This window comes from Bradyrhizobium sp. USDA 4369 (assembly GCF_054056435.1).
The window spans coordinates 229,240-254,910 of sequence record NZ_JBSRYH010000002.1; the positions used below are offsets into that span (position 1 = coordinate 229,240).

Genomic DNA, 25,671 nt, shown 5'->3' on the forward strand with positions numbered 1-25,671 from the left:
AGTCGACGCCACATCGTTCTGATGCCCCTGTCATTCTTTGTCGCCTGATGCTGGCGACTTTGCTTACGCGGCCGTAGTCCCCTGCGAGCGTGTGCGCCGCATACTGCCGCCGTGCCGGCTGGCCCTGACCGCGGCGAGGCCGCGGCTGGCCGACCAGCGAGCACCGGCATAAGCACCTCCGGCCGCGGCCGTTGCATTGGCAACCAGTGGGCTTGTGACAAGCCGGCTTGCGAGCGAAGCGCCGCCGCCGGCGAGACCGCCTGCGATAATCGGCAATTGCAGCGCGATGTATCCGGACAGACCCAGCACCGCGCTAATGGCGACCGCGGCCACGACCAACTCGCCCGCTGTTCCCGCGTTTGCCGCGAACCTGTCGATGAAGCCGCTAACGGTGGTCAACATCAGCCCGACCAGAGCCACCACCAGCACCAACAGGATCACGAAATTGGCGACCTGCCGGAGCCAGGCTTCTGTAAACGGGCGGGTCGCCTCGAAAAGTCCCAGGGCAATGAACACCGGGCCGAGCGCGATCACGACGCCAAGACCCACTTTTGCGTAGAGCAGGATGGCGAATTGCAGGAACGATCCGACGGCCACAAAGACCAGAAGAATGGCCGCAATCAGTGCGGGCGCGATGTTGGTCAGGCCAGCCTGGTCGTAGATCTTGTTGGCAACGTCAATCCCTTTGGACAGAAGCTGATCGAACGGAGCGCCGGAGCTGGTATTCAGTCCAGAGCCCGCCAACGCATTGCCGATCTCCTTCGGCAACGAGTCGAAGAACAATCCCGTCACGTACTGTTGGAACGTGCTTGAGTTCGTCGCTAGCAGCACCACAACAACGATCCGCATCGCTCGCCAGGCGAATTCCATGATCGGCTCGGAAATCGCTCCCCGCATCACGGCAAAACCGTAGAGAATAACGTAGAGCATCACGGCGGTGCGCAGCGGGCCATCGATGTAGGAGGCAAGATTCGAAACCGAGGTCGAGACGAATGCTGTGATCGGTTGCTCGAACTCTTTCAAGAAGCTGTCGAAGACGTTAACGGCCATCGCGGCGGTCCTTATTTCAGGGCGTCTTTCATTTCTTGGACGGTGACCTTGTTGCGTGCTTCATTGGCATTGATGCAATTTGGCGTCTTTGCGAGTTCGCCCGGGTTGTCGCGGCACGCCTTGAGAGTCATCGCAAGCTCGTCGCGATGTTCGAAAAACCAGCCGACTGTTTTCGGTGGATGACCGGTGTCGGCCTCATTGCAGCCCGCGAGGCTGATTGTTGCGGCGAGTAACAGTAGGATGGAAGTCATCATTTTCATTGCAGGGCTGCCTTGATTTCATCGACCAATTGTCGCTGTCTCTCTCGCTCCCGCTGTCCATCCATGTCCGCGCGAGCCTGCTGGATCATCGCCAGACCCTGCATCCGGAGCACGTCGTTCTGCAGCAGCGCCTGTTCGGCCTGCAGCCGCGCTGACATATCGAGAACCTCCTTTGCGTCGGTCGCTGAGCTGATGCGGGCTCTGAGCTCCTCAAGGGAATCGATGCGCTGCGAAGCGGTGTCGTACACCGCTTGGCCCATCGAATGTTTTGCCCCGGTCTGCCGGGCGATCCGGTCGAGCTCGCTCTGGTAATAAGAATTGCCGCTGTTACCGGTGTACACGCGATTTTGCGAAAGATAATGGTTGATGGCGTCGGCGAAGTTGCCGCCACCTTGCCCCGCGACGAGACGCTCGATGTCGGAGAACTGCTGGGGCAGAACCTTCCGGAACTGTGGGGTGTTCAGGAGCGCTCCGATGTCGTTGGCGTTGGTCCGCCTGTTGAAACTGTCATAGAGCTGCTTGGCTTGGCTTAATTGGTCCTGTGCGACCTTGAGCTGCGACGTCAGGGTGTCGACTTGCTTCTTCAGTTCCGTCAGCTGCTCGAATTGCCGCGCAAAAACGCTTGGATCGAATACGATCTCAGCCCGCGCAGGTGAGGCTATCAGGAGGGTCATGGCTGACAAGGAAGTGAGAACCACAGGCATACGCTGAATCATCATTGGGCCTTCCTCCGCTCCGCGTGAAAAACCGGGAGCCATTGCGCGGGGTCGTCGCCGACTTGTTTGCGAATGCGGTCGAGCAGCTCGACCGTTTCCGTGCGTCCCGACAAGACGGCGAGCGCCTCGTCGAAACCGTCGAGGTCGAGTTCCGCCACCACCGAGTTGTGGCCCTGCTTGACCAGGAAACGCCGGCTTTCCGGGGCGAGCTCCTCCTTGATCAGGCGGAATTCCGTGTCGGTCAGATGGAAGCCGTCCACATAGTCCGAGCGTGTTCCCCGCGCGTTGGGCAGGAAGATCTGGGTCGGGCATTGTTCGACGATGGTGTGCGCGATCGGCGAGGCCAGCGCGTCGCGTGGCGACTGCGTGCCGAACACCATGACACCGTTCTGCTTGCGGATGGTTTTCAGCTTGTTGTTGGCGAGATCGCGAAACGCTTCGTCCCCAAGCGCCTTCCAGAACTCGTCGATGTCGATGATCAGGCGCCTGCCGTCGATCAGGCGCTCGACGCGATGGAACAGATACATCATCAGCGGCGTGCGAACGGTGGGGTGGTCCAGCAGGTCCGTCATGTCAAAACCAATGAACCGGGCGTCGAGGCCAATGGCATCGTGATCGCCATCGAGCACCCAGCCGAAAGGAGCGCCCCGGCACCATCGCTCGAGCCGCGCACCAATCCCCTCGCGATCCTGCTGGCCGAGAAAAGCCCGGAGCGTCCCGAACGAGCGTTCCGTCTGCCGCAATTGACCGAGCGCGCGCAACCCGGAATCGATTCGCTCTTCCTCGATCACGGTCAACGGGCGGTCCTCCGGCGTGACGAGTTTCCGGATCAGTTCGCCCAGGAAAGAAAGGTTCGCTGGCGTCAGCTCCAACGCCTTGAGCGGCGCGCAGCCGGTCGGGATGCCGTTATGCAAGGTCAGATAGGTGCCGCCGACGGCGCGCACGAAAATCTCGGCGCCACGGTCCTTGTCGAAGAATACATAAGACGCCCCTATCCGCTCGGCCTGCGAGAGCAGGAAGTTCTGCACGACGGTTTTGCCGGACCCCGAGGGGCCGCAGATGAAGGTGTTGCCGAGATCGCCATGATGAAAGGAAAAATAGAAGGGTGAGCCGGACGCGGTCTTGAGCATCGCAACCGCCGGCCCCCAATGGTTGCCTGCAGGTTGCCCGGTGGGATAGGTGTGGAATGGAGAGAACGCCGCGAAATTCCGCGAGTTGATCGCGCCGGTGCGGGCCCGGTACTTGAACAGCCCGGGAAGCTGCGCCCAATAGGCAGCTTCAAGTCCAAGATCTTCCCGGGCGACCACCGCACCGGCATCGGCGAGCGAGCGCCGCGCTACGCTCATGTTTGCCTGCAGCTGCGAAGGCGTATCGGCGTAGACCAGGAGCGATAGGTGATGATCTCCGAGCACGAATCGGTTGGATTCGAGATCGTCTAGCGCATCAGAGAGCTCGTCGATCTGCGAAGCGGCGGGATCCTGAGCCGAGACCAACTGGTTCTGCTTGCGCGTCAGGACCATCTTGGCGTCGGCTTTCGCCAAAAACGCGAACGATTGCGTGACGATGAGCTCAAAAGGCGCCGAAAGCAGCGCGTTCAACAGGCCAGGTCGGGTGGACGCCGGATATTCCTTGAGTCCGAACATGCCAGCGAACCGCGATCCGCCGGCACCGCGAATCTCGAGAGCTTCGCGGCCGAAGATGACACGATTTGAATAGAGAGCGGGACCGATCGGCCCTTGCGGCAATGGCATCGGCATCCACTCTCCGGAGGCAAGCGCGTGGAGCAACTCCATCGGTTCTGAGAAAGTGATGCCGTCGCGCTCCACCAAGCCGACCGCGCGGGCGCCGTAGCGGTCGAGTGCCGTAAGGATATCTCGTGTTGCGTCGTCAAGCCGCTTTAGGGCCCCGCTGTCGACCTCGGCGGAATTCCCGGCGCTTCGGCTGAGCCGCCGAAAGAAGGCGGCCGCCGTATCGGTCGCCGCGCGGCCGGGATGACAAACCAGGGTCAGATAGAGATCGTTGCGAAACAGCGCTTCCTTGCAAAGTCGCTGGCGATACTGTGCGTCAAGCGCCGCTGCAAAGGTCGACCGGAAGGCGCCGTCGGGATAGACCGACGTCCGGCGGCGCACCAGGTGGCTCCAGAGCGCGAGCTGCGGATCTGCAACGTTGCGCAGGGTCAGGTTCAGCTTGCCATGAAGGTCGTTCAGATCCGATGTTTCGGCAGTCTCGAACGAGGTGCCGTCGATCCGGATCACCGTCAGCAGGGCTCGTGTTGTGAGACTGATCACCGTGTCGGTGACATGCCGACCAAACGGCAGGTAGACGTCCGGCTCGATCTCCCGGGTTTTTAGCGTCCTGTTACGCACAACCGAGGTCCCTTGATCGATATCGCCGGACGAGCTTGAGCGGCGTGCAGGATGAACCACCCCAGAATGGGGCGTTGCGCGCGCGTCCTCGGGTTTCGATCCAGGCGAGCAAAATGCGGAACATGTTGGGGTCGTGCCGGCAGATGACGCGGCAAAGCCCATGGATCGGAATTGCGACCAGGCCGTAGACGATGCTCCCGGCCACCAGAAACAGGATGCAGGAAAACATCACGTTGAGCGCCATGGCCTCCATCGTGACGCCGGCGATCATGGCGGGACGCGTACAGGCGAGGAACAAGGTGTCCTCCGTGAGACGCGCGGCCTCAACCATCAGTGACCTCCGGTCAACGTTGAGACCACCTCGGAGGCGCCGAATGTGATGGCGACACCGAGCACGACATAGGCGGCCTTGCGCAGATCGAGATAGCCGAACATCCAGGCGATGCCGACGATGATGACCGCCAGCGTCGCCAGTAGCCGAGCGACGTTGCCGGTCAACATGTTGACGATGTTCTGCAGCACGCCTTCAATGTTCGCGGTCTGCGCCAGCGCCGGCTCGGCCAAAGCGATGCTAAGGACGGCTCCCATGCAAAGGAGGGCAGCAGAGTGTTTAAGAGGAGAAGTCATGGCACGGCTCCGATTGGCGCTGCAGCCGGACCCCAGCCCGGACCGCGGATTGAGTTGAGATGAAAAACGGCGATCTTCATCGTTCGTAAACAAAGGCTGACGTGCCTAGTCCCGAGCGATAGACGTCCCAGGGCCGGCGCTCGCTGGCAGAGGCGGCCGGTGGATTGATTGTTGTATCGCCGGTGGGACGATCACGCCCGGTGGTCGCCATCGGTTCACCGGGCTCCGAGACTTGACCGGAAGCCTTGGGCGCGAAGCTCGCGACAACCTTGGCGATTGCCTGGTCGCGATCCGCGCTTTTCATGCTCGCCGCTTGCAGGCGCGCATCGAACAGTCTGCCAAGGCCAGCAATGTGCTGGCACGCATCGAACGTCGTGGCAGCCGTCAATCCAGCCTTCTTTGTTTCCTCGGCATCAAGTTGAGCGAGACCGGCTCGGACCTGCTGGCGGGCGGCGATAGCCTCGGTCGCGAGCTGGATGGCTTCCTCACGGTCGGTGGCTTGAATTGGAATCGGCTTGCGCCCTTCGATCGTGATGAGCAACGGCTCGAACGAGCTCGCCTGCCGCACGATTGCCATTAGCGGCCGGACCATTGTCGTCGGGGAACATCGCTCGACAAGAGCCGCGAATGCAGCGGGATCCATGTTGAGAGCCTTTTTGTGAGGAGCTGAGACGTTCGATGCTAGGCTGCGATCGCTAGGTTCGACGGCGCGTCAATTGCACGCCCTGAAATCTGCCCGGCCGCTCGGATCGCGCCGAGCGCCTCCTCGCTGATCGGCAGCAATCCAGCCACGGCGTTGGTCGTCCCGATTTGACGAGGCGTGCCGAGGCGATCGAGATGCCATCCGACCCGGCGCAGGATGCGTTCCATGCGCAGATCAGTGACCGTTGCGATGGCCTGAAGATCGTGCTGCTGCCCCCATTCGATCATGGCTGCAAACAGCAGGAACGTCGCATTGCGCAGACCATTCTCTGCTGTTGCCGCCGCACTCTTGGTGTCAACGCAGAAGCGCGAGCTCTCCCAGATTCTGGCCGCCCTCGGCGCCGGGTTGCCATCCAGCAACACCGGGAACGTATCGGCCAGCATGTTGCGTCCGGTGGTGGGCAAAAGGCGAACGCAGCCAACAACGTCGCTCTTCTCGAGCGCCAGGAGATAAGTCGGCTTGAAGGTGTCGTACTGATCGATCTCTAATCCGTCGCGGACAGAGACGTCCCAGTCGAGTCGTTCCTTGAACACACGCCCTCGCAGGCGGTGCATTCCCATTGCCAGTTCAGAATCGTGCAGGAGCGCCGCACGCGTGCGAACAGTGACCTTCATTCTTAACCTCAAACTTACGAATCACAGCTTCGAGATCAAGAAAGCAGTCACGGTCACGGCGTTGCGCTGTCAGTTCTGACAGGGCCTTGTGGTTCTGCTGGGTCGCGAGCCGCATTCGCAAGGCGCAGTTATCCGCGCGCACTTTGGAAACTCTATAAGTTCGTGACGCGCGGATCTGACAGCGCAGGAAATGGAATTCCTTCACCTTTGCAAATGAAGAAAAATGGTTGCTTTGAGTGGCCGCGGTCCAGAGGTTTTTTTCTCCTTCGTCGTGGGTTCGCGTTGCTGCTGTTGTTCTGACAGGACGGTACCGAATTGTTCGTGCCGCAAAGCTGCCGCAACCTCACCATACACGGCCTGCACGTAGAGCGCGAAACGTCGAAGTGCTCACGTTCTAGGAACTTGGAATAGCTGAAGTCGCGCAATGAAAGATGTCAAAAGAACATGCAATGAATTGGTCGATTGTCTTCATTCTGCCCGTACGGAGGATGATTTTAAGCGCATCGCGGAACGAACCGCGCATGCCTTGGGATTCCGGTGGTTCGCTTATTTTGGGCAGCGCGCGAACGGCCCCAGTCTGATCTCATCCTATCCGAAGAGTTGGACCAGCCACTATTTTCGGGAAGGATATGACAACATCGACCCCGTCCTTCAGGAACCGCGAACCACAAGCCGGATGGTCCTATGGGATGGACGGTCAGCGCGAAGCGCAAAGTCGGCGAAACAGCGTCGCCTGTTTGACGATGCCCTGAGTTTCAAGATCAGGACCGGTCTGACGGTACGCATTCCCTCAAGTCAGAATCAGTTTGCGGCGTTCACGCTGGCCGTGGACGAACGCAGTCTTGGATTCGATCGCTTCATCGAGAGCTCGCAAGACATGTTGGAAATGGTGGGTCTCACCTTCCATGCGCACGTGAGTGCCAAGATCGGACGCGCCTTGGTAGGCGACGGGAGCATCAACCCGCTGACACAGCGCGAACGGCAGTGTCTCGGATGGATATCCGATGGCAAAACCATGCAGGATATCGCAGAGCTTCTTGATGTCAGCCCGCGAGGTGTGAAGTTTCATCTGGACAATGCCAGGCGAAATCTTGCTGCATTAACCCTCCCGCACGCTGTGGCGCTCGCATTTCGGCAGGGATTGCTTCCGTAATGCGCAAAACACTCGTCCGGCTTGTAGGGTGCTCCCAAGATCGACCGCTCAATCAGGTTGCGGACTGGGCGGTCGCATCCAGGGCGCGGGACTCTTTGGTACATAACCACGGCGTGTTTTGCGGACGAGCCAATCCTCGAGCGCTTCCACGGCCTGGACTCTCCCGGCAAACAGATCCATCCGCCGGCGGCCGCGTTGGCCAAGACGTCCCCATTCGCGCACCAGCGCCGTATCACCGAACAGAGTCGGTTCGATCGTGAGTACATAGAACCTCGCCATATTGCGGGCCGGATCGCAACGTTGAAGCACGAGGTATGGCACCGTGAGTTCGGACATGCGCAAGAATCGCAATTGTCGGAACTGACGTCCAATTAAGTTATCGAATCGATCAGGCCTAGCGATTCAGAAATTTAATACCTGATTAAGGCCTATCGCGGCGTTCAACGATCGATCTCGGAAAATACACTGGCTGTTGTGCGATTCTGATGGCGAAGAAAATGGGCGTCGCACTGCGGGCCGGGCTGTTGGCTGCGCTGAAGCCCCGCGAGCGGGTCTTCCCCCTTGCGGGCTGCCATCCCTGACGCAAACGGGCGGCAGGCCCGGCCTATTGTAGCGCGAATCGATTGGTTTTGCCCTTATTGGCGGTACACTTCCTCAAGCGAGGGCGATTCGTCGCCTATACCATGCATGATCCCTTGTCCTTCGTAGGTCCTGCACTTCAACATTGGGCCGGCGGACGGACGAACATGACAGAAGCAGTATTCAAGCTGAAATCGCCGCAGGCTTCGCCCTATCGCGAGCTGCCGCACAACATCGAAGCTGAACAAGCGCTGCTCGGCGCCATCTTGATCAATAACGAAGCCTTTCATCGTGTTGCCGATTTCCTGAAGGCAAATCATTTCTTCGAGCCGCTGCACGGTGAAATCTTTGAAGTGATCAGCGAGCTGATCCGCTCGAACAAAGTGGCCAATCCGATCACCCTTAAGACCTTCTTTCCCGCCACGCTCGTTGTCGCTGGAATGTCGATCGCGCAGTATGTCGCGCGCCTGGCCGCGGAGGCGACCACGATCATCAACGCGGTCGATTACGGCCGGACTATCTACGATCTTGCGGTCCGGCGTGAGTTGATCAGGGTCGCCGAGGACATGCTCAACGGCGCATTTGAAGCGCCCGTCGATTGCGCTCCAGCGGATCAGATCCAGCACGCCGAACAGCTCTTATATGAAATCGCCGAAACGGGCCGCTATGGTGGGGGCTTCGAGACGTTCGAGACTGCGCTGGACAGCGCTATCGATAGAGCCGCAGAAGCCTACCAGGCGAGGGCAGGCTTTCTGGCCTTGCAACCGGTCTCAAGGACCTCGATGCCAAAATGGGAGGTCTGCAGCCAACAGACCTCATCATCATCGCCGGTAGGCCCGGCATGGGAAAGACATCTCTAGCCACCAACATAGCGTTCAATGTGGCAAGCGCCTACGATGCCACGCAGCAAGTCGATAGCTCGGCAAGACCGACAGCTGGTGGCATCGTTGCTTTCTTCTCGCTGGAGATGTCGTCGGAGCAACTTGCCACTCGCGTCATCTCCGAGCAAACAGAGATCCCCTCCTCCGACATTAGGCGTGGCGACATCGACGCGACAGCTTTCGGCAAGCTGCTCGAATGCCGTCAGAAAATGCGCCGGCTGCCGCTCTTTATCGACCAAACCGGCGCCGTCTCCATCGCTCAACTCGCGGCCCGTGCGTGCCGCTTGAAACGACAACGAGGACTGCACCTCGTTATCGTCGACTATATTCAGCTCATGCAGGGCAAGTCGCCGCGTGCGGCGCAGAATCGGGTGCAGGAGATCACCGAGATCACGACCGGGTTGAAGGCGCTGGCCAAAGAACTCAATGTGCCAGTCATTGCGCTATCCCAGCTTTCACGGTTGGTCGGGAACCGCGATGAAAAACGTCCGCAACTTTCAGAACTTCGCGAGTCCGGCTCGATTGAGCAAGACGCCGATGTCGTATTGTTTGTGTTTCGTGAAGAATATTATCTCAAGAACAGGGAGCCCAAGCCCGGTACCGACGAACATCTCGCTTGGGAATCGGAGATGAGCGCCGCTCGTGGCAAGGCGGAGGTCATTGTCGCTAAGCAGCGGCACGGTCCGACAGGTACGGTGCCCATGACATTTTAAGGCGAGTTCACCCGCTTCTTCGACCTTGCCGAAGAGGATCACCTGCCACGCCGATCAGGTTAGGCGGCAACACCGATCTCTCATTCACACCCTTGTCGGCGGCGAGAAGAGTTCCTGCTCGCACCGTGTCAGAGCCGACTACACGTTGGTCGAGCTGACTTAGCTCGTTTGCAGGCGTCACCACGCCTTCGCCGTCTCACCCAAAAGGATCACACGTGTCCTTGCGCCGCCCGGATCAAGGCGGCATGGGCGCTCCGCGGACGAAGGATGTGCGGTTCGGCACACCATGCTTCCGGACAAGGACCAGCCCCGCTCTCAAATGGGCTTTCCTTGGTTCAGGTACGGCCTTCCGCGATCAACCCGCAAGGGGTTCGCGACGCAAGCGTGCGACCTCTTCGGCTTCGCCTCTCGAGGTGACCGCAGCCGTCCCCGAACACGTCGGGCGCCTGTCGAGCGGGGATGGTCCCCGCCGCAAGACGGGAGCCTTTCAATGTCGCACAATCTTACTCTCGCTCAGAACCACGCCTTTGATCTCGCCCGCACGCTGATGGTGCCGGTCATCCTTTTTCAGACCGATAGCGAGTTCGGCGTGATGGTCTCCAGCGAGTACGACGGCGATCAGGACGCCATCGTTCATGAGTACGACCCCTGGTGCCCGGCTCATTGAGCCGGGTGACCGGCTGCCGCTGGCGCCATGCCGGCTGCAAGGGAAGCGTTGCCGCGCCCAGGTGTCTGACAAATTCGACAGCTTGTCCGCGCGCCCTTGCGTCCGGCAGGCTTCGCGGCCGGTCGGTGATGTTCCGTGGAAACTTGGAACAGGTGAGACCAACAGACGAAAGGGTCGGACGTCGCTTGCGCGAGATCCGGAGCAGAAAAATGGACAAGAAAGAAATCGAAGAGCTGCGCGAAAAGGTCGGTTGCGCCGCCCTGCTGGAGAAGGACGGCTGGAAGGTCGACGTCAAGGAAAGCACCCGCCGCGCAATCAAATATCGCCGCGACAGCAACATCATTATCGTCATCCACGAAGGTCGCGGCTGGTTTGATCCATTGTCACCGGCGAAAGGGGACGTGTTTTCGCTCGCCGTACACCTCGGTGCCGATGGGTTCGTCGAAGCATCCGAGCGTGTTGCAGATGTTGTTGGCTTCGTCCCCGCTGCACCAGCATGGCAGCACACGGCAAGGCCCAAAGCCTTAGCGTCCATTGTAGAGCGGTGGAGACGTCGTTTCAGACCGCGCCCCGGCTCGCCAGCTTGGCGCTATCTCACCGGCGAGCGCGCCCTGCCGGCCGACATCCTGAAGCAGGCCGTCGCCTGCGATCGGTTGCGAGAGGGCCCCCAGGGCAGCATGTGGGCGGCGCACAGCGATTCTGCCGGAGCCGTCACGGGTTGGGAGGAGCGTGGGCCGGCATGGCGCGGTTTCGCCACTGACGGCACCAAGGAGCTATTCCGCTTGGGACCGGCCGAGTTCGAGCGGATCTGCATCACTGAAGCGGCCATCGACGCCATGAGCCTTGCCGCGATCGAGGACCTGCGGTCCGACACTCTTTATGTCAGCACTGGCGGCGGCTGGTCCCCGGCAACGGATGAAGCCATCCGTGGTCTGGCCAAGCGCGCCAACGTCCACCTCGTGGCAGCAACCGACGACAATCGGCAGGGCGACGTCTATGCGGCTCGTGTTCGTGCGATCGCCGCAGAAGCGAGCGTGGGGTACGCGCGATCACGACCGCGCGCCGACGACTGGAATGAGGATCTGAAGGCCCTGACGGCGACCTCTTGATGTAGTAGCGGACGCAAGCCTTGGCCGGTGGTCGCAGCGGCAAGGCCGTCATCAGTGCGGCCCTGATGCTGCCGGCGATTGGCAGGAGAAGGAGATCGAACAAATGAGAAAGGAAAAATGAAAGGGAATTGAGGCGCTGCCGCATGCCCGGCCAGCGCGTCAAGGGTGAAGCTTTCGCCCGCGTTCCGCGGCCCTTGACCCGCCGAACCGGTGAGGCGGCCGGCGAGGAGGTCTGATGAAGGGCTGAAGTGACGAAGAGATCAGACGGATCGCTCGCGCTTCAGCCCGGCCAGGCCAAGGGAGCCGCCGATGCACACCTCACCCAATATCCGCAAAGTCTTCGAAGGCGTCGCCACGCGCCAGGACATGTATCGTATGTTCAACCGTCATCGCGGCAATCCGGCCATGGCCGCGGGGGAGGCACGGCACCTCTTCGCCGGCGAATGGTTCGAGATCGCGGAGTCCGAGCACGATTACATGCTCGACATCCTGCCGCCGCTATGGATGCGCGGCGACATGTTCGCGATGCGCGAATTCGTGACCGATAGCGTGACGAGCGTCTTCTTGTCGCTCTGGATCGACGGCCGCAAGCGCTTCTTCCATGGATACTGCGACCTCTCCGATCGCAGCACCCCGGAGAGCATGAAGCGGGCCATCATCGAGCGCGAATCGCGGCCGGTCCGCGCCATGACTCGCGACGAACGCCTCGAGCACATCTGGTCGAGCACTCACGACGACTATCGCGGCTATGCCGGCGAGCGCTGGCCCGCCGCGCTGCAAGGCAAGCGCACCGTGCTGGTGTATTGCGGAGGGGCGGGCACGGTGCTGAAGCTTCTCGACGATCTCACCGACGACGAGGTCGCCGCCAAGCTGCCCGTGCAGCTGCGCCATCTTCCGCCGCTTGCGGCCTGAGGAGGGCAATATGGCAGACTATCACTCCCCGACCGTCGTCCAGCCGGATATCCCGGCTGTGGACATGACACCGTTGGAACGCCTGATCCTTGATCTCGTCTTCGACAGCGAGAATAGCGAAGGCGGCATCTACTATTATTCATGGTGTGGACCGAGCGACGTCGTCACCTTGTCCATCGACGATCTGCGGACCGCTTGGGCGGCGTCCCGCGATCACGGCCAGAGCAGCATAGGTGACCACGTCATCGGCCTGCTCTCGCGATACGACGCGGACGCCAGCGACGATCCGCCTGATGATATCGACGTCGATCTCACCGACCCCGACGCCGGCTGGGACCGGATGTTTCAAGACATCGTACGTCGCTCGGCGGCGATCGACGAAATCGTGGTCACAACGGCGTTTACCTGCACGAAGATGCGTCCGGATGGCTTCGGCGGCAGCGTGATGCTGATCACGGTGGATGCCATCCGCTACCGGTCCACGACCGACATCCTTGAGGAATTCCGGATCGAGGCGGCCAAGGCGGCGGCTGCTCGTCAAGTCCCTTCCTCGACGGACAACCGATAGTCCAAGCCCCTGACGACCTGCGACCAGCCCGGCCAAGCGCCGGGCTTCGCTTTTTCGGCGCCGGCAGACCGTCCGGGCCCTCCTCCAACCCACTGTGAACGCCGTCACCCGCCTGCTTGCGGACCGGCGACACGCGCCCTCGCCACAAGGAGAAATTTCAATGGCGCTCAACGATCCCTTCACGCTCGATCTGTTCAGCAATAGCTCACTCTCATCAGGTCTCGGCCTCGGGGTAACGGCTTTTCCTTCCGCGGCAGAGCATGATCACGTTATCTCGCCAGCAACCAATGCTCCTCCCCTTCCGGCTGCGTCTACCGCGTCGAAGCCCGCAGTGTCCTTGGGTGAGAATTTCCATCTCGTTGGCAACCGCGGGCTTGCGAAGAGCTGGCGCGGTCGCGCGCAGGACAATCTCGCCGCCATCCGCCTCGCAGCCGGGATCGAGGCTGACCATCGTCCGGCGACCTCTGAGGAGCAGGCGCAGCTCATCCGCTTCATCGGCTTCGGCGCGTCGGAGCTCGCCAATGGTGTTTTTCGGCGCTTGGGTGAGGATGAGTTCCGCAAGGGTTGGGAGGACATCGGTAAACAGCTTGAGGATCTCGTCGACGCACGCGCCTACGCCTCACTCGCGCGCTGTACCCAATACGCCCACTTCACGCCGGAATTCATAGTTCGTGCCGTCTGGGCAGGTCTTCTGCGGGTTGGCTTCCGAGGCGGCCGGATCCTTGAGCCGGGCATTGGCAGCGGGCTCTTCCCGGCCCTGATGCCGGCCCCGTTGCGCGACCTCTGCCACGTCACCGGAGTCGAGCTCGATCCCGTGACCGCGCGGATCGCGAAGCTGCTGCAGCCTCGCGCCGCGATCCTCAACGAGGACTTTGCGCGGGCGGAGTTGAAGTCCCACTTCGACCTTGCAATCGGTAACCCGCCGTTTTCTGACCGCGCCGTGCGCAGCGACCGCGCGTTCCGCGCGCTCGGCCTGCGTCTGCATGACTACTTCATCGCAAAGTCGATCGATCGCCTCAAGCCCGGCGGGCTTGCCGCGTTCGTCACCTCCTCCGGCACCATGGACAAGGCAGATGCGGCTGCACGTCGGCACATCGCCTCGATGGCGGACCTTGCCGGAGCGATCCGCCTGCCAGAGGGAAGCTTCCGGGCCGATGCCGGGACCGACGTCGTGGTCGATGTCCTTTTCTTCCGAAAGCGCCGTCATGGCGAACCTGCCGATGGCGGCGCGTGGCTCGACCTCGCCGAGGTCCGCGCGGAGACGGAGGATAGCGGAGCGATCCGAATCAACAGGTATTTTGCCGAACATCCCGAAATGGTGCTTGGTGAACATGCGCTAGTTTCGGGTCCATACGGCGAGACCTACACCTGCTTGCCGCGCTCCCGCGGCGATCTGGATGAGGCGCTTTCTGCCGCGATCCTCCATCTCCCGGGAGCCATCTACGACGGCGAGCCGGAGACGGTCAGCCCCGGTGACGCCGAGCCTGCCTTTCATGCGGGCCGGGAGGAGCTTGATCCCTCCATCCGCGAGGGCAGTTATTTCATCGGGTCGAACGGCGCCTTGATGCAGATGGTCGACGGCGCAGCCGTCACCATCAAGATCAGGAAGGGGCGCTCCACCGATGGCATCTTCGAAAAGCACGCGCGCATCATCCGCAAGCTGATCCCGATCCGCGACGCCGTGCGTGAGATCCTCAAATCCCAGGAAACGGACCAATCCTGGAAACAGCCGCAGGTCCGGCTCCGCATCGCCTGGTCGAGCTTCGTGCGGGACTTTGGACCCATCAACACCACCGTGGTGTCGTCGATCGAGGATGAAGAGACCGGCGAGGCTCGGGAAACGCACCGCCGGCCGAATCTTGCGCCGTTCGCGGACGATCCCGATTGCTGGCTCGTTGCCTCGATCGAGGACTACGACCTCGAGAGCAACACCGCGAAACCAGGGCCGATCTTCACCGAGCGTGTGATCGCGCCGCCGCCTGCGCCAGTCATCACCTCGGCCGTCGACGCCCTTGCCGTGGTGCTCAACGAGCGCGGCGCCGTCGACCCGGAGCACGTCGCTGAGCTCCTGCACGGCGATGTCGACACTGTGATCGATGAACTCGGTGATGCGATCTTCCGCGATCCGGAAAGCGGCGCGTGGCTGACAGCGGACGCCTATCTCTCTGGCGCCGTGCGCTCCAAGCTCGCCGCCGCACGTGCTGTCGTCGAGCTCGACCCGTCGTACACCCGCAACGTCGCGGCGCTCGAGCGGGTTCAGCCACCAGATCTTCGCCCCTCCGACATCACGGCCCGCCTCGGCGCACCCTGGATCCCAGCGGCCGATATCATCGCCTTCGTGAAGGAGACGATGGATGCCGATATCACCATCCACCACACGGCCGAGCTTGCTTGCTGGACGGTCAATGCGCGGCAACTATCGTGGACGGCGGCGGGCACGACCGAATGGGGCACGCACCGCCGTCACGCCGGAGAGCTCCTCTCGGACGCGCTGAACTCGTCGATCCCGCAGATCTTTGACACGGTGAAGGAGGGCGACAGCGAACGGCGCATCCTCAACACCGTCGAAACCGAAGCGGCCAAGGAGAAGCTCGCAAAAATCAAAACCGCATTCCAGACCTGGATCTGGTCCGATCCGGACCGCACGGATCGCCTCGCGCGGCTCTACAACGACACCTTCAACAACATCGTACCCCGCCACTTCAACGGGTCGCATCTCCAACTTCCGGGCGCCTCAGGCGCCTTTTCTCTTTATGGGCACCAGAAGCGTGCCATCTGGCGCATCATCTCGTCGGGAAGCACCTACGTCGCCCACGCCGTCGGCGCCGGCAAGACGCTCTCGATCGCGGCCGCGATCATGGAGCAGCGCCGGCTCGGCCTGATCAACAAGGCCATGCTCGTCGTGCCAGGCCATTGCCTGGCGCAGGCCGCGCGCGAGTTCCTAGCGCTCTATCCGAACGCCCGGATCCTCGTCGCCGACGAGACGAATTTCGTGAAGGAGAAGCGCCATCGCTTCCTCTCGCGGGCCGCAACCGCAAACTGGGACGCGATCATCATCACCCATTCCGCCTTCAAGTTCATTCCCGTTCCGTCCGCCTTCGAGCAGCAGATGCTGCAGGACGAGCTTGAGGCTTATGAAGAGCTACTCACCCGCATCGACACGCAGGACCGGCTTTCGCGCAAGCGTGTCGAGCGCATGAAGGAAGGCCACAAGGAGCGGCTGGAGGCGCTAGCGTCGCGCAAGGACGACCTGCTCACGTTGTCGGAGATCGGCGTCGACCAGATCATCGTCGACGAGGCGCAGGAGTTTCGGAAGCTCTCCTTCGCCACTAACATGACCAGCTTGCGCGGTGTCGACCCGAACGGCTCGCAGCGCGCCTGGGACCTCTATGTGAAGTCCCGTTTTGTCGACATGAAGAACCCCGGCCGCGCACTCGTGCTTGCCTCCGGCACGCCGATCACCAATACGCTCGGCGAAATGTTCACCGTGCAGCGGCTGATGGACCACGCGGCGCTGCGCGAGCGTGGCCTGCACGAGTTTGACGCCTGGGCGTCCACCTTTGGCGACACGTCGACCGAACTCGAGCTTCAGCCTTCGGGCAAATACCGGCCGGTGACGCGCTTTGCCCAGTTCGTCAACGTCCCCGAACTCATCGCCATGTTCCGCTCCTTTGCCGACGTGGTGCTGCCCGAGCACCTGCGCGACTATGTGAAGGTCCCACAGATCGCCGGCGGCAAACGCCAGATCATCACCGCGGAGCCGACCGCAGCCTTCAAGGCGTACCAGCGCCTGCTGGATGAGCGCATCACCGCCATCGAGGAACGCGACCGCCCGCCGGAGCCGGGCGATGACATTCTCCTCTCGGTCATTACCGATGGCCGGCACGCCGCGATCGACCTGCGCCTGGTCGATCGAGGCCAGGACAACGAGGCGGGCAACAAGCTCAACGCCCTCATCGCCAATGCCTTTCGCATCTGGATGGAGACTGGCGATAACATCTATCGTCGCAAAGACGGCCAGCCCTTCGAAACGCCCGGTGCCGGGCAGCTCATCTTCTCCGACCTCGGGACGATTTCCGTTGAGGCCTCGCGCGGCTTCTCGGCCTATCGCTGGATCCGGAACGAGCTCGTTCGCCTCGGCGTGCCATCCTCCGAGATCGCCTACATGCAGGAGTTTAGGAAATCCGAGGCGAAGCAGCGCCTGTTCAACGATTTCAATGCCGGCAAGGTACGCTTCATTATCGGCTCGTCCGACACGATGGGCACCGGCGTCAATGTCCAGCTTCGCCTGAAGGCCTTGCATCACCTCGACGTCCCCTGGCTGCCGTCACAGATCGAGCAGCGCGAAGGCAGAATTGTCAGGCAAGGCAACCAGCATGACGAAGTCGAAATTTTTGCTTACGCGACGCTCGGCTCGCTCGACGCTACCATGTGGCAGAACAACGAGCGCAAGGCCCGCTTCATCGCCGCCGCGCTCTCTGGCGATACCAGCGTGCGCCGACTTGAGGATCTCGGCGAGGGCCAGGCGAACCAGTTCGCGATGGCCAAGGCGATCGCGTCTGGCGATCCGCGCCTGATGCAGAAGGCGGGGCTTGAGGCCGAGATCGCTCGCCTCGAACGGCTCCGCGCCGCCCACATCGACGACCAGCATGCCATTCGCCGCCAGATTCGCGATGCCGAGCGCGAGGTCGAGCGCGCCACCCGTCGCATCAGCGAGATCGGGCAGGACATAGTACGCTTGGTGCCAACCGCGGGAGACGCCTTCGTGATGGCGGTAACGGGCACGGTCTTTAGAGAGCGCAAGCTCGCCGGCCGCGCTCTCATGCAGGAGGTCCTGACCCTCGTCCAGCGTCAGCACGAGAAGGAGATGGTCATCGCCTCGATCGGCGGCTTCGAACTCACCTTTGAAGGCCAGCGCCTGGGACGTGACGGATACCACTACACAACCGTCCTTCACCGTACCGGCGCGGAGTTCGAGATCGAGCTTCCCGTGACGGTGACGCCATTGGGCGCCGTGGCTCGGCTTGAACATGCCCTGTCCAATTTCGACGGCGAGTGCGAGGCCTACCGGTACCGCCTCGCCGACGCCCGCAAGCGCCTTGCCACCTATGGACCGCGGGTTGGCGAGGCGTTCGCGTTCGACGCCGAACTCGATCTGAAGCGCGCGGAGCTCGCGGCTATCGAAGCCGAACTCGCCGCGACGAGCGAAGGAGAAGGAAAAGGAGCAGGAGAAGCACGCCGCATCGCGGCGTGATCGGGAGAAGGAGAAAAACTTCTCGCAGAGCGGTCGGCGCGGCGCCGCTGGCGCTCAACCGACCGTCTCGCGAACCCGGCCACGGCGCGCTCGCAAGGCGCGCTACGGCGCCCCGCTCACGCCTGCCGGGCAGGGATGCTCGCCGGCAGTTGCGCCGCTCCGACCGCCCTGCGGGCCGGAGGGGGTCTTCGGGAAGAAGACGAAGAAGGCCGGCCGAGGCGGCGGGCCAAACCCCTCGATGGAGCATTGCCATGGAACTGAGATTCGTCGATCCGCGCGCGCTGAAGGAGAACCCCGACAAGGCGCGCCACTCCAAATCCAATCCTCAGGCCGACGCCTTGCTGCTCGCCACGATCAAGGCGGTTGGCATCGTCCAGCCGCCCGTGGTGGCTCCCGAGAGCGACGGCGGCAACGGTTACGTCATCGATGCCGGGCACCGGCGCGTGAAGCAGGCTATTGGCGCCGGCCTTGAGGAGATCGCGGTCCTCGTCGTTGACCGTGCTGAAGATGGCGGCGCCATGCGGTCTCTCGCCGAGACGTTGGCGCATGAGCCGCTCAATCCGGTCGACCAGTGGCGTGCCATCGAACGGCTCGTCGCGCTCGGCTGGACCGAGGAGGCGATCGGCGTCGCGCTCGCGCAGCCGGTGCGGCAGATCAAGAAGCTGCGCCTGCTCGCCAACGTGCTGCCGGCAATGCTGGACCAGATGGCGAAAGGCGACATGCCCGACGAACGCCAGCTTCGAACCATCGCCTCGGCCTCGCTCGAGGATCAGAAGGAGGTCTGGAAGAAACACAAGCCGAGCAAGGCCAATCCCCAGGTCTCATGGTGGAGCGTCGCGCAGGCGCTGACCAAGACGCGGATGTACGCGCGCGATGCAAGCTTCGGCGAGGACCTCGCCCAGGCCTATGGCATCCTTTGGCAGGAGGATCTGTTCGCGCCGGCCGACGAGGACAGTCGCTACACGACCGATGTCGAGGCCTATCTCGGCGCACAGCACGAATGGATGGCGAGCCATCTGCCCAAGCGCGGGGCCATCGTCGAGGTCAATGAGTATGGCCAGCCGAAGCTGCCGCCGAAGGCCGACCGTGTCTATGGCAAGCCCGGCAAATCCGACCACACTGCGATGTATCTTGATCGCGATGGCAAGGTGCAGTCCGTCTGCTACCGCATGCCGACGCCGAAGAAAACCGACGTGGCCACGTCCGACGACGGCGCCGCGGAAGCGCCGAAGGCGCGCCCCGACGTGACACGGCGGGGCATGGAGATGATTGGCGACCTCCGCACCGACGCCTTGCACGAGGCGCTCGGCCGGGCGCCGATCGAGGACAACACGCTGCTCGCGCTGCTCGTGCTCGCCTTCGCCGGCCAGAATGTCAGCACGACCTCCGGCAACGCCGATGGCTACGCGCGCATCGAGCGGCACGGCGCGCGCCTGATCGACAAGGACGGAAAGCTCGCCTTCGACCGCGAGACTCTCCAGCAGGTGGCCCGTGCGGTGCTGATCGACGTGTTGTCGTGCCGCGAGAACCGCTCCGACAGCGGCATCGTCGCGCGGGTCGCAGGCGAAGCGATCGGTGCCGATAGCTTCCTGCCAAATATGGGTACGGAGGAGTTCCTATCCTGCCTGTCTCGCACCGCTCTCGAAGCGGTTTGCGGCAGCACGCCCGTGCTGCCGCGCCCGCGGGTAAAGGACACGCGCGCCGAGCTCGTCAAGCACTTCGCCGATGGGCGCCTTGTGCATTCCGTGGCGTTGTTCGCCCCCGCGCCAGACAAGATCGCGGCCTGGATTGACCGCTTCTCCGCGGCTGACGCGGACGAATTCGACGATGCGCCCGACGAGTCTGACACCGGCGAAGAAGAAGACACCTTGGGCGAGGACGTCGCCGGTGACGATGCAATCTCCGAGCCGGCCGACTCCTTCGCCGTCGCGGCCGAGTAGACCCTCTCTCTTCTTTCGAACACTCGCCGCCGCCGGCCTGGTCCGGCGGCGGTTCCGTCTTCAACGCTCTGACAGGAGGACGATATGTCCGCACAAGAGATCTACGATCGCATGCCGCTAGGCTCTTTCATCCGCTATTCGGACGGTACACCGCGGCCGCCCGAGCGCTTCAAAAAGAAGCTCGCTGCCTGGGAGAATAACAACAATGGCGGTCGCCTCGTCCGCAAAAGCGAGCCGCACATCGTCGGCGCGCATATGACGCCGGCAAGCATCACGCTGCATCAGGGCGACTTCGGCAGTGCCGGCGTCATCGTCCTGAAGGTCTTCAAGACCTTCTCGGTGAATTCACCGCTGACGTTCACCGTGATCGAACGTCCGAAGCCCGGACAGGTGCGCGTTCTCAATCGCGCCGGAGCCGATGCCGAGCTTCTGCACCTCGCAGACACGCGTGTCGCCGCCGAAGCGTGGCTCGCATCCCATCGTTATTCCGACGCCGTGCTCGATGAGGTCACTGCCAATGAGTGCACGTCGGATACGGCTGAAGGGAGGGCGGCATGAACACGCCTCAAATCGCCTCTCACATCGACGATGCCACGCGTGCCTCGGTGGAGGTTTTGTTTGCCCGCACGCATGACCGTCTTCTCGTGGCCAGGGTTGGTGACAACGCCTTTGTCATGATGCCGGGGGCCAATGGGCACTATTATCTCGCATCGGCCTGGCGGCTACGTGGGCCGATGGAACAGTGGACACGCGCCGACTTTTACGGTCATAGCGGCGAGCTGGAAGACGAAACCGCCTTCCGGGCGCGTGTGCATGAGAATGCCGAACATCAGCGTCAGCGGGCCGCGCTCGGCCGGCGAGAGATTCGCTCCCGCGCAAATACGCCCTGGGGCGTATCGCAGGGCGCGACCCTCTATTCGGACGGCGTCGTGGTACATTCGACCGCGGGGCACGGCGGTTTTCATCTCGACGCCGCCCACAACGCGAAGGTCCACCCTGCCCTTCGCGCGCCCGACGGCTGGTACGAGGAAGACTGCGCCTGGGCGGCCGTCGCGCAGGCCTTCCCGGAGCTGTTCACCGACTACGAACGGCGCGGCGCTGAACGGACGATCCGGGACTGGTATCCCGACGCTTGGGAGACGATACACGGCCGGCCCCTTCGACCGGGCGAATCCCACGAGAAGGATCGGCGTGATTTCGAACGCGATTATGCCGTCCGCTGGGTCGTGATCTCTGCCATCCGCTCTGACCACCAGGCGGGCATGACGGAATGCGTCGCCACACTTGGTGGCGATCGCCGCGCGGCCGAACAGCGCCGCTATCTCGTCCCTTCGGACGAATACCGCCCGGGCCGCTTCGGCTTCGTCATCGATGAAGCGCGGCACCGTCTCTACGACGGCCCCTCGAACTTCGTAGGATGGAGGTGATCTATGCCATGGCACCTCATCGCCAAAGCCTTTGGCTGGCGCGAGGCCACCGACGAGGACGGCATCACGCCCGTCCTCGTTGTCTGGCACCCGCGGCTCAAACGGCATCTTAGCGGAGATGACGCGTGGAAGCGCGCCGTGCGGCTCTCCGTACACGCTCCGGAGTTCAGCGCGTCTTCGCTCCGGGAAAGGCTACGGAGGACGATTCCATGAACGAGGCGATGCAACAACGCATGCTGCAGGCGAGGATCGAGGCGTCCGAGGGCGACACGCGTCGCCACCTTCGCATCATCGAACGTCAGATCGTCTCCCGTGCGGAGCGCATGACGGTCACCGATTGCGTGAAGCGGCGACAGTCTCGGCGCGGCGCGTTAACCTGGACCCGCGCCGACGAGCGGCTGTTCCAGCAACATGTTGCGGAGCTCACACTGGCCCGGCGTGGCGAAATCGATGCCCTGATGCGCAAGCTCGAGTGGCAGGAGCTTGCGATCGTCGCGCTGCGATCGCGCCACAGCAGCAGGGCGGCGTCGTGATGATGCTGCGTCCGTGCGGACATCATGTCGACCAGGCCCTGGCGGCAAGGACGAAACGGCGAGCTTGGAGGAAAGCGGTCGGTCATGGCGAGCCAATCCCGGTTCGGGGTCGAGCGTAGACCCCCGGCCATCGCTCCCTCGGTTTGTGCTGCGGTCTAAACCGGCCGCGGTCCGCTTCAAGGGCAAGTCGCGAGCGATCGGCGGCCGCCGTCTCGACATGGGGGGCTGCGGCCTTCGCAGACCTAAAGGCCCGCTCGGCCGCACCCCGCCCATGCTCGCCGTGCAACCGCCGCCCCCTGAAGCGGCCCGCTCGCGCCGGTTCTGGTCGACCGCACCCGAGGGAGCGACGGCCGGGGGCCGAAGCTCCCAAGGCGAAACCGAGAAAGGATCTCACCATGACCAAAACTGCCCGTTCCTCTCGCGCCAGCGCCCGTGTCATCCCGCTCCGCAAGGGCATCACGCTCGAAATGGTCCGGCTCGCCTGTCCAGACGCCGCACAGGCACAACGCATCTCCGAAAGCTTCGGCCTGGCGATCCTCGACAGCGACGGCATCCGCGATTTGCACGAGCGGTTCATCATCGAGACCGCCGACGCGCTCAGGGACGGCCTGAGTGAACGCGCCATGCAGATCCACCTTCAACGGATCGTCGGTGCTTATGTCGGGTCCGCGCACGGAGCCGGCCAGTTCTACACCCGAGCAGTCACTGAAGCGCGAGATGCGACCGCCAAACTCGCCAACGACAGCCGCGATGAGGACCTCGATGGTCCGGTCGGCTTCGATAGCCAGGCACAGCGCAAGCGTGAATTCGCTGCCGACATGGGCGTGCAGGCTCACGCGCTTCGCATGGCCGCCGAAGGCGCCGTCGCCGCCTACGAAAAGGTCATTGGCGAGACCTGGAAGCCTTTCGAGCGGCTTGTCGACAACACGACAGATACCGTCGGCCGGAAAGCGGCCAAGGCGCAGATGTCGGCGTTCGACTGACCGACCAGCGCGGGGCTTCGGCCCCGCGCCTCTTCCTTCGGCCACCGACGGACCGGTCCCGCAAGACCGCCCCTTTTCATGTCGCCGCTGCAACGAAGGCAGCCGCCGTCCGTGCTGCTCGCCATCATCGGCCCCTCCCGGTCCGTGGTCCTGCGCCGGACCCAATGTCCGCGCAACGGCTTCGCCGTCCTTCGCGCTGCTTCGGCCCTTCGGGTGCGCGGACTTTTGGCCCGGCGGTGGCGGACCCCGTGAGGAGCCGCGATGGGCGCGGCCTCCCGAATGGAGGTTAGTAATAATGAACAGGAACGGAGAAAAGGCGCGAGGCGACCTGTACGCCCGCATCACGGACCGCATTGTCGCCGAGCTCGAACGCGGCGTGCGCCCCTGGGTTCAACCTTGGACTGCCCCGAATATGGCAGGCCGCATCACCCGACCGCTGCGACACAACGGCCAACCCTATTCGGGCATCAACGTCGTCTTGCTTTGGTCAGAGGCCGTCGCGCGCGGCTTCCGGTCTCCGATCTGGATGACGTTCAAGCAGGCCAGCGAACTCGGCGCGCATGTTCGCAAAGGCGAGACCGGCAGCACTGTGGTCTATGCGAGCCGCTTCACCAAAACCGAGACCGACGCTCACGGCGACGAAGTCGAAAAAGATATCCCCTTCCTCAAAGCCTATACGGTCTTTTGTGTCGATCAAATCGATGGCTTGCCCGAGCATTATTACGATCGGCCGGCAGCTATCGCATCAACGATCGAGCGCAACGCACACGCCGATTCTTTCTTTGCCAACACCGGCGCGATCGTTCGGCACGGCGGCTCGATGGCATTTTACGCGCCCTCGTCCGATCACATCCAGATGCCAATGATCGACAGTTTTCGCGACACGGCCTCATATGTCGCCGTCAGAGCGCATGAGACCGTCCATTGGACTGCTCCCGCTCACCGCGTCAATCGCGATCTTAGCCGTTACAGCAAGGATCGGAGCGAACGCGCGCGCGAAGAGCTGAACTCGGGAGCTGCTTCCTCTGCGCGGATCTCGGGATCTCTCCCGAACTCGAACCGCGGCCGGATCATGCGAGCTACCTCGCATCGTGGTTGGAGGTTCTGTCTAGTGAGAAGCGCTTTATCTTCTCGGCGGCCGCGCATGCGCAACGCGCCGTCGCTTATCTGCACGACCTGCAGCCGAAAGCAGCAGACGTCGAGGAGGCGGCATAATGAGCGCACAGCGCGATTCGCGCCGACGCTTGCCGGCCCTTCCTTGTCCGGCGATCAGCATAGAGACCCCCGCCCCTTGTCGGCTGCCCGACGGCCAGCCCGCGCCCTTTTCCTCGGGCTGGATTTCGCGAACTGACAGCGGCCTTCCGCCTTCCTTCAAGAGAAAATAACGTTCTGGCGTTGCGCAGGTCATCGCGGTGCCGAGTAAATCGCGGTCGCAGCCTGTGCGTTCACCTCGCGGGCCCTGTGGCTCTTGTCGGCCGGGCAGCGCGCTTACCTTCCCGGTTTGGACCTCGACTCGCTAGCCTGAGAGGTTGCCAGATGTGTGCGATGAGCGGTGATCGGGTTCTTTCCTCGGTCAACGTTTCGATGATCGCAAATCGTGTCCCTCGGCCGTTTCTTCATGCACACCCACGCCGTCCTCGATTTGGCATGTCTGACCGAAGGCCGTCGTCGCCAAAGCGCCGCCTCGCTCTTATCCCCACAACAGCCGGTTACGACTTTCTTCCCCTGGCCGCTCGCGCGTCCATTCCTCGCGCAAGACAAGAAAGTCGCACCCTGGCTGCCCTCTACTGCGTGCCGGCCCCTTCGGGGTGCGGGTCGATCGCCTCCGGTCTGTCGCCAGCCATCGAGGCCGCGATGGGCGGCCCGGGAAACTGAAAGGACACGACAATGGCGACCATCGGCACCTTCACCTCGACCGGCAACGGCTTCACCGGCACGGTTCGCACCCTCGCCCTCAATGCCAAGGCCAAGCTGGTTCGCGTCGAGAACCCCTCCGACAAAGGACCGCACTTCCGCATCTTCGCCGGCAATGTCGAACTGGGAGCGGCCTGGCAGAAGACCGCCAGGGACACCGAGCGCGACTACCTCTCGGTCAAGCTGGACGATCCGAGCTTCCCCGCTCCGATCTACGCCACCCTGATCGAGGTGGAAGGCCAGGAAGGTCTCCAGCTCATCTGGTCCCGCCCAAGCCGGGATTGACGGCCCGACGCAGCGGCTCCGCCAAAAGGCGGGGCCGCTTGGCTGCTGTGCTCACCCCGGTCACGGCGGCTGTGACCCCTCTGGCACATGTCATTCAAATGCATTACATTAGCCGTGAATAAAGGAGGTCGCGCTATGGCTTCGAATGCCCTGGTCCAAACCCGAATCGACGCGGACGTAAAAGAAAAGGCCACCGCGGTTCTGGAAAACATGGGTCTCACGGTATCTGACGCCGTGCGGATTCTGCTGACACGCACGGCCAACGAAGGGATGCTTCCGCTGGAGCTCGTGAGCAACAGCCAAGCTTACGATAGCTGGTTTCGTGAGAAGGTACGCCAAGCGCTGGCGGATACCCGGCCCGATCTCGATGATTCCGAGGTCGAAGCGCATTTCGCGGAACGCCGTGCCGCGGCGCTC

At 62.6% G+C, this 25,671-nt stretch carries 22 protein-coding genes and 2 pseudogenes; 15 read left to right on the forward strand and 9 right to left on the reverse strand.

Annotated elements, in window-relative coordinates; all coding sequences use genetic code 11:
* Positions 1–63: 63 nt before the first annotated feature.
* The 8 genes from ACVIJ6_RS39050 to ACVIJ6_RS39085 form a co-directional block, all read right to left on the reverse strand.
* A complete protein-coding gene (locus tag ACVIJ6_RS39050; protein ID WP_456777211.1) occupies positions 64–1,050 on the reverse strand; it encodes a type IV secretion system protein in 987 nt (328 codons plus the stop codon).
* 11 nt (positions 1,051–1,061) lie between these two features.
* Positions 1,062–1,310 carry an EexN family lipoprotein gene (locus ACVIJ6_RS39055; RefSeq protein ID WP_456777212.1) on the reverse strand — a complete coding sequence of 83 codons (249 nt, stop codon included), beginning with the start codon at positions 1,308–1,310 and terminating at the stop codon, positions 1,062–1,064.
* Positions 1,307–2,029, reverse strand: a complete 723-nt coding sequence (virB5, locus tag ACVIJ6_RS39060) for a P-type DNA transfer protein VirB5 (RefSeq protein ID WP_456777213.1) — start codon at positions 2,027–2,029, stop codon at positions 1,307–1,309. Before virB5 ends, ACVIJ6_RS39055 begins: the two co-directional genes overlap by 4 nt.
* Positions 2,026–4,392 (reverse strand): VirB4 family type IV secretion/conjugal transfer ATPase, encoded by a 2,367-nt coding sequence (locus ACVIJ6_RS39065; RefSeq protein WP_456777217.1) that lies wholly within the window; start codon positions 4,390–4,392, stop codon positions 2,026–2,028. Before ACVIJ6_RS39065 ends, virB5 begins: the two co-directional genes overlap by 4 nt.
* Positions 4,385–4,723 (reverse strand): type IV secretion system protein VirB3, encoded by a 339-nt coding sequence (locus ACVIJ6_RS39070; protein ID WP_456777214.1) that lies wholly within the window; start codon positions 4,721–4,723, stop codon positions 4,385–4,387. The genes ACVIJ6_RS39065 and ACVIJ6_RS39070 overlap by 8 nt, the downstream gene beginning before the upstream one ends.
* Positions 4,723–5,019 (reverse strand): TrbC/VirB2 family protein, encoded by a 297-nt coding sequence (locus ACVIJ6_RS39075; protein ID WP_028133101.1) that lies wholly within the window; start codon positions 5,017–5,019, stop codon positions 4,723–4,725. Before ACVIJ6_RS39075 ends, ACVIJ6_RS39070 begins: the two co-directional genes overlap by 1 nt.
* A 76-nt stretch (positions 5,020–5,095) precedes the next feature.
* Positions 5,096–5,662, reverse strand: coding sequence for a lysozyme family protein (locus ACVIJ6_RS39080; RefSeq protein ID WP_028133102.1), 567 nt, complete (start codon positions 5,660–5,662; stop codon positions 5,096–5,098).
* A 38-nt stretch (positions 5,663–5,700) separates the two neighbouring features.
* Entirely contained in the window at positions 5,701–6,336 is a 636-nt protein-coding gene (locus ACVIJ6_RS39085) for an acyl-homoserine-lactone synthase (RefSeq protein WP_049819863.1), read from the reverse strand.
* A 424-nt stretch (positions 6,337–6,760) separates the two neighbouring features.
* Here ACVIJ6_RS39085 and ACVIJ6_RS39090 point away from each other — a divergent pair, with 424 nt between their 5' ends.
* On the forward strand, positions 6,761–7,489 hold the full coding sequence (locus ACVIJ6_RS39090; RefSeq protein ID WP_028133104.1) for a helix-turn-helix transcriptional regulator: 729 nt from the start codon (positions 6,761–6,763) through the stop codon (positions 7,487–7,489).
* 48 nt (positions 7,490–7,537) lie between these two features.
* Here ACVIJ6_RS39090 and ACVIJ6_RS39095 read toward each other — a convergent pair whose 3' ends face one another.
* The gene (locus ACVIJ6_RS39095) at positions 7,538–7,825 is read right to left on the reverse strand and encodes a WGR domain-containing protein (protein ID WP_080672093.1); all 288 of its coding nucleotides are present in this window, start codon (positions 7,823–7,825) and stop codon (positions 7,538–7,540) included.
* A gap of 410 nt (positions 7,826–8,235) precedes the next feature.
* Here ACVIJ6_RS39095 and ACVIJ6_RS39100 point away from each other — a divergent pair.
* From ACVIJ6_RS39100 to ACVIJ6_RS39165, 14 genes and pseudogenes are all read left to right on the forward strand, one after another.
* Positions 8,236–9,662: pseudogene (locus tag ACVIJ6_RS39100) on the forward strand (replicative DNA helicase).
* Positions 9,663–10,152: 490 nt separating this feature from the next.
* Positions 10,153–10,329, forward strand: a complete 177-nt coding sequence (locus ACVIJ6_RS39105; protein WP_028133105.1) for a hypothetical protein — start codon at positions 10,153–10,155, stop codon at positions 10,327–10,329.
* 209 nt (positions 10,330–10,538) lie between these two features.
* Positions 10,539–11,438, forward strand: a complete 900-nt coding sequence (locus ACVIJ6_RS39110) for a DUF3991 and toprim domain-containing protein (protein WP_456777215.1) — start codon at positions 10,539–10,541, stop codon at positions 11,436–11,438.
* A gap of 309 nt (positions 11,439–11,747) precedes the next feature.
* A complete protein-coding gene (locus ACVIJ6_RS39115; RefSeq protein WP_028133107.1) occupies positions 11,748–12,350 on the forward strand; it encodes a DUF1419 domain-containing protein in 603 nt (200 codons plus the stop codon).
* A 10-nt stretch (positions 12,351–12,360) separates the two neighbouring features.
* Positions 12,361–12,918 (forward strand): hypothetical protein, encoded by a 558-nt coding sequence (locus ACVIJ6_RS39120; RefSeq protein ID WP_049819864.1) that lies wholly within the window; start codon positions 12,361–12,363, stop codon positions 12,916–12,918.
* 160 nt (positions 12,919–13,078) lie between these two features.
* Entirely contained in the window at positions 13,079–18,172 is a 5,094-nt protein-coding gene (locus ACVIJ6_RS39125) for a helicase-related protein (protein WP_028133108.1), read from the forward strand.
* 251 nt (positions 18,173–18,423) lie between these two features.
* Complete coding sequence (locus ACVIJ6_RS39130; protein ID WP_028133109.1) at positions 18,424–20,112, forward strand: ParB N-terminal domain-containing protein; 1,689 nt, start codon at positions 18,424–18,426, stop codon at positions 20,110–20,112.
* Between the two features lie 84 nt (positions 20,113–20,196).
* Entirely contained in the window at positions 20,197–20,670 is a 474-nt protein-coding gene (locus tag ACVIJ6_RS39135; protein WP_028133110.1) for a hypothetical protein, read from the forward strand.
* Positions 20,667–21,539, forward strand: a complete 873-nt coding sequence (locus ACVIJ6_RS39140) for a DUF7007 domain-containing protein (RefSeq protein WP_028133111.1) — start codon at positions 20,667–20,669, stop codon at positions 21,537–21,539. The genes ACVIJ6_RS39135 and ACVIJ6_RS39140 overlap by 4 nt, the downstream gene beginning before the upstream one ends.
* A gap of 209 nt (positions 21,540–21,748) precedes the next feature.
* Positions 21,749–22,072 carry a hypothetical protein gene (locus tag ACVIJ6_RS39145; RefSeq protein ID WP_028133113.1) on the forward strand — a complete coding sequence of 108 codons (324 nt, stop codon included), beginning with the start codon at positions 21,749–21,751 and terminating at the stop codon, positions 22,070–22,072.
* 395 nt (positions 22,073–22,467) lie between these two features.
* On the forward strand, positions 22,468–23,055 hold the full coding sequence (locus ACVIJ6_RS39150) for a hypothetical protein (RefSeq protein WP_028133114.1): 588 nt from the start codon (positions 22,468–22,470) through the stop codon (positions 23,053–23,055).
* A 295-nt stretch (positions 23,056–23,350) separates the two neighbouring features.
* Positions 23,351–24,270 (forward strand): annotated as a pseudogene (locus tag ACVIJ6_RS39155) (ArdC family protein).
* 672 nt (positions 24,271–24,942) lie between these two features.
* Positions 24,943–25,254, forward strand: coding sequence for a DUF736 domain-containing protein (locus ACVIJ6_RS39160; protein ID WP_029083789.1), 312 nt, complete (start codon positions 24,943–24,945; stop codon positions 25,252–25,254).
* 135 nt (positions 25,255–25,389) lie between these two features.
* A partial coding sequence (locus tag ACVIJ6_RS39165; RefSeq protein ID WP_456777216.1) for a type II toxin-antitoxin system RelB/DinJ family antitoxin occupies positions 25,390–25,671 on the forward strand: 282 nt, incomplete at its 3' end.

Coding starts and splice junctions, on each gene's coding strand:
- ACVIJ6_RS39050 (WP_456777211.1), bottom strand. CDS start 1,050: ATGGCCGTTAACGTCTTCGACAGCTTCTTGAAAGAGTTCGAGCAACCG.
- ACVIJ6_RS39055 (WP_456777212.1), bottom strand. CDS start 1,310: ATGAAAATGATGACTTCCATCCTACTGTTACTCGCCGCAACAATCAGC.
- virB5 (WP_456777213.1), bottom strand. CDS start 2,029: ATGATGATTCAGCGTATGCCTGTGGTTCTCACTTCCTTGTCAGCCATG.
- ACVIJ6_RS39070 (WP_456777214.1), bottom strand. CDS start 4,723: ATGGTTGAGGCCGCGCGTCTCACGGAGGACACCTTGTTCCTCGCCTGT.
- ACVIJ6_RS39075 (WP_028133101.1), bottom strand. CDS start 5,019: ATGACTTCTCCTCTTAAACACTCTGCTGCCCTCCTTTGCATGGGAGCC.
- ACVIJ6_RS39080 (WP_028133102.1), bottom strand. CDS start 5,662: ATGGATCCCGCTGCATTCGCGGCTCTTGTCGAGCGATGTTCCCCGACG.
- ACVIJ6_RS39085 (WP_049819863.1), bottom strand. CDS start 6,336: ATGAAGGTCACTGTTCGCACGCGTGCGGCGCTCCTGCACGATTCTGAA.
- ACVIJ6_RS39090 (WP_028133104.1), top strand. CDS start 6,761: ATGAAAGATGTCAAAAGAACATGCAATGAATTGGTCGATTGTCTTCAT.
- ACVIJ6_RS39095 (WP_080672093.1), bottom strand. CDS start 7,825: ATGTCCGAACTCACGGTGCCATACCTCGTGCTTCAACGTTGCGATCCG.
- ACVIJ6_RS39105 (WP_028133105.1), top strand. CDS start 10,153: ATGTCGCACAATCTTACTCTCGCTCAGAACCACGCCTTTGATCTCGCC.
- ACVIJ6_RS39110 (WP_456777215.1), top strand. CDS start 10,539: ATGGACAAGAAAGAAATCGAAGAGCTGCGCGAAAAGGTCGGTTGCGCC.
- ACVIJ6_RS39115 (WP_028133107.1), top strand. CDS start 11,748: ATGCACACCTCACCCAATATCCGCAAAGTCTTCGAAGGCGTCGCCACG.
- ACVIJ6_RS39120 (WP_049819864.1), top strand. CDS start 12,361: ATGGCAGACTATCACTCCCCGACCGTCGTCCAGCCGGATATCCCGGCT.
- ACVIJ6_RS39125 (WP_028133108.1), top strand. CDS start 13,079: ATGGCGCTCAACGATCCCTTCACGCTCGATCTGTTCAGCAATAGCTCA.
- ACVIJ6_RS39130 (WP_028133109.1), top strand. CDS start 18,424: ATGGAACTGAGATTCGTCGATCCGCGCGCGCTGAAGGAGAACCCCGAC.
- ACVIJ6_RS39135 (WP_028133110.1), top strand. CDS start 20,197: ATGTCCGCACAAGAGATCTACGATCGCATGCCGCTAGGCTCTTTCATC.
- ACVIJ6_RS39140 (WP_028133111.1), top strand. CDS start 20,667: ATGAACACGCCTCAAATCGCCTCTCACATCGACGATGCCACGCGTGCC.
- ACVIJ6_RS39145 (WP_028133113.1), top strand. CDS start 21,749: ATGAACGAGGCGATGCAACAACGCATGCTGCAGGCGAGGATCGAGGCG.
- ACVIJ6_RS39150 (WP_028133114.1), top strand. CDS start 22,468: ATGACCAAAACTGCCCGTTCCTCTCGCGCCAGCGCCCGTGTCATCCCG.
- ACVIJ6_RS39160 (WP_029083789.1), top strand. CDS start 24,943: ATGGCGACCATCGGCACCTTCACCTCGACCGGCAACGGCTTCACCGGC.